The sequence below is a fragment of the Paenibacillus sp. 01T422 genome (assembly GCF_056398785.1).
Genome location: NZ_JBFTQB010001167.1, coordinates 1 through 1,599 on the forward strand (window position 1 = coordinate 1; position 1,599 = coordinate 1,599).

General features: G+C 41.3%; 2 protein-coding genes. Both read left to right on the forward strand.

Features of this window, described 5'->3' with window-relative positions; all coding sequences use genetic code 11:
- Window positions 1-397: hypothetical protein (locus tag AC1DUA_RS36770; protein WP_477504430.1), on the forward strand; the 397-nt coding region annotated here is incomplete at its 5' end.
- A 428-nt stretch (window positions 398-825) separates the two neighbouring features.
- Window positions 826-1,599: TGS domain-containing protein (locus AC1DUA_RS36775; protein ID WP_477504431.1), on the forward strand; the 774-nt coding region annotated here is incomplete at its 3' end.

Consider the following 1,599-nt stretch of genomic DNA (forward strand, 5'->3'; position numbering starts at 1 on the left):
ACCATCCTATGATGTACGGATAGTAGACGAAAAATATAAGAATGTATTTAATTTTAATATAAAATTATGGCTTACTTCTGTGGGATATGCACCGAATCATTGGGAAATTAGCACTAAAGATGACAGTACTCATCATTTTAAGGGCATGGAAAAGATTGAATCAAATGCAGATAAAGGCACGGATGATTCAGTATGCTATGGATTGAAATTCTACAAGGATGTGTCTGATCAATTATTCTTACTGAAAATATCATATCCTTTTTTTACAATGGAAGCTCGTAAAGATGGAGATCTGATACTGCAATTGTTCAAGTTTAATAAAAATGATGTTGAGAAAATTGAAGAATTACGAATTGAGCCCAAGATTGAAGTCTATACAGAGATGCCTAGCACATAATGTGAAGGATGCAGTAACCTTTTATATAATAATTCTTTCCCTTGACTTTCACGATCACGATTATGTAATATTGTAGCAGTAAACATAATTAAGGCATTGACCAAAGACATGATTTCCTTCACGAACTGTCCAGAGAGAGAAGTTTAGGCTGAAAGCTTCTCCTGTTACCGGCTGTGAAATTACCCCTTTGTAGCCGTGTCGTTGAACCCGCCGATCTGTTTTTGGCGGCAGTAAGCGTCACCGTCTTATCCCCGATACCGGATACCAATAAGGACCTTGCATCTGCTACTTTGGTGAACAGCCAAAGAATGACATGTTGCAGGTCAAATTAGGGTGGAACCACGAGCTGAACGCACTCGTCCCTTAGTGGGAGAGATGCGTTTTTTTGCGTTCAAAAATAATGAAAAATTAGAAATGGAGGTTAATTCATGGAGATCAATGTAACATTGCCAGATGGAACTATTAGGAGGTATCCCCCAGGTACGATTATCGAACAAGTGGCGGGATCTATTAGTACAGGTTTGAAGAAAAATGCGGTAGCTGGAAAGATCAATGGCAAACTCGTTGATCTTAATCAACCTATCGAATCTGATAGTCTTGTCGAAATCGTTACTCTTGACAGTAAAGAGGGCCTGGAGATATACAGGCACAGTACGGCGCATGTAATGGCCCAATCCATTAAACGTATATATGGAGATAAGGCGGTCAAGCTCGGAATTGGACCGGTCATCGAAGATGGATTTTATTATGATATAGATATAGAAAAACCGCTGTCCATTGATGATCTTGCTGCCATTGAGAAAGAGATGGAGAAAGTTATCCAAGAGAACCTGCCCATTGTTCGCCGGGTCGTCAGCCGCAGAGAAGCAATTATGACTTTCGAGGAGCTCGAAGAACCACTAAAATTAGAACTCATTCGCGACCTGCCGGAAGATACCGTCATTACCATTTATGATCAAGGTGAGTTTTTTGACCTATGTCGGGGGCCGCACCTTCCCTCTACAGGCCGTATAAAAGCGTTCAAGCTAATGAACGTGGCGGGAGCCTACTGGCGAGGAGATTCCAATAATAAGGTGCTGCAGCGTATTTATGGGACTGCATTTCCGAAAAAGGCACAGCTTGAAGAACATTTGCATGTTCTTGAAGAAGCCAAGAAGCGTGACCACCGCAAGCTGGGCAAAGAGCTTGAACTGTTTATGTTC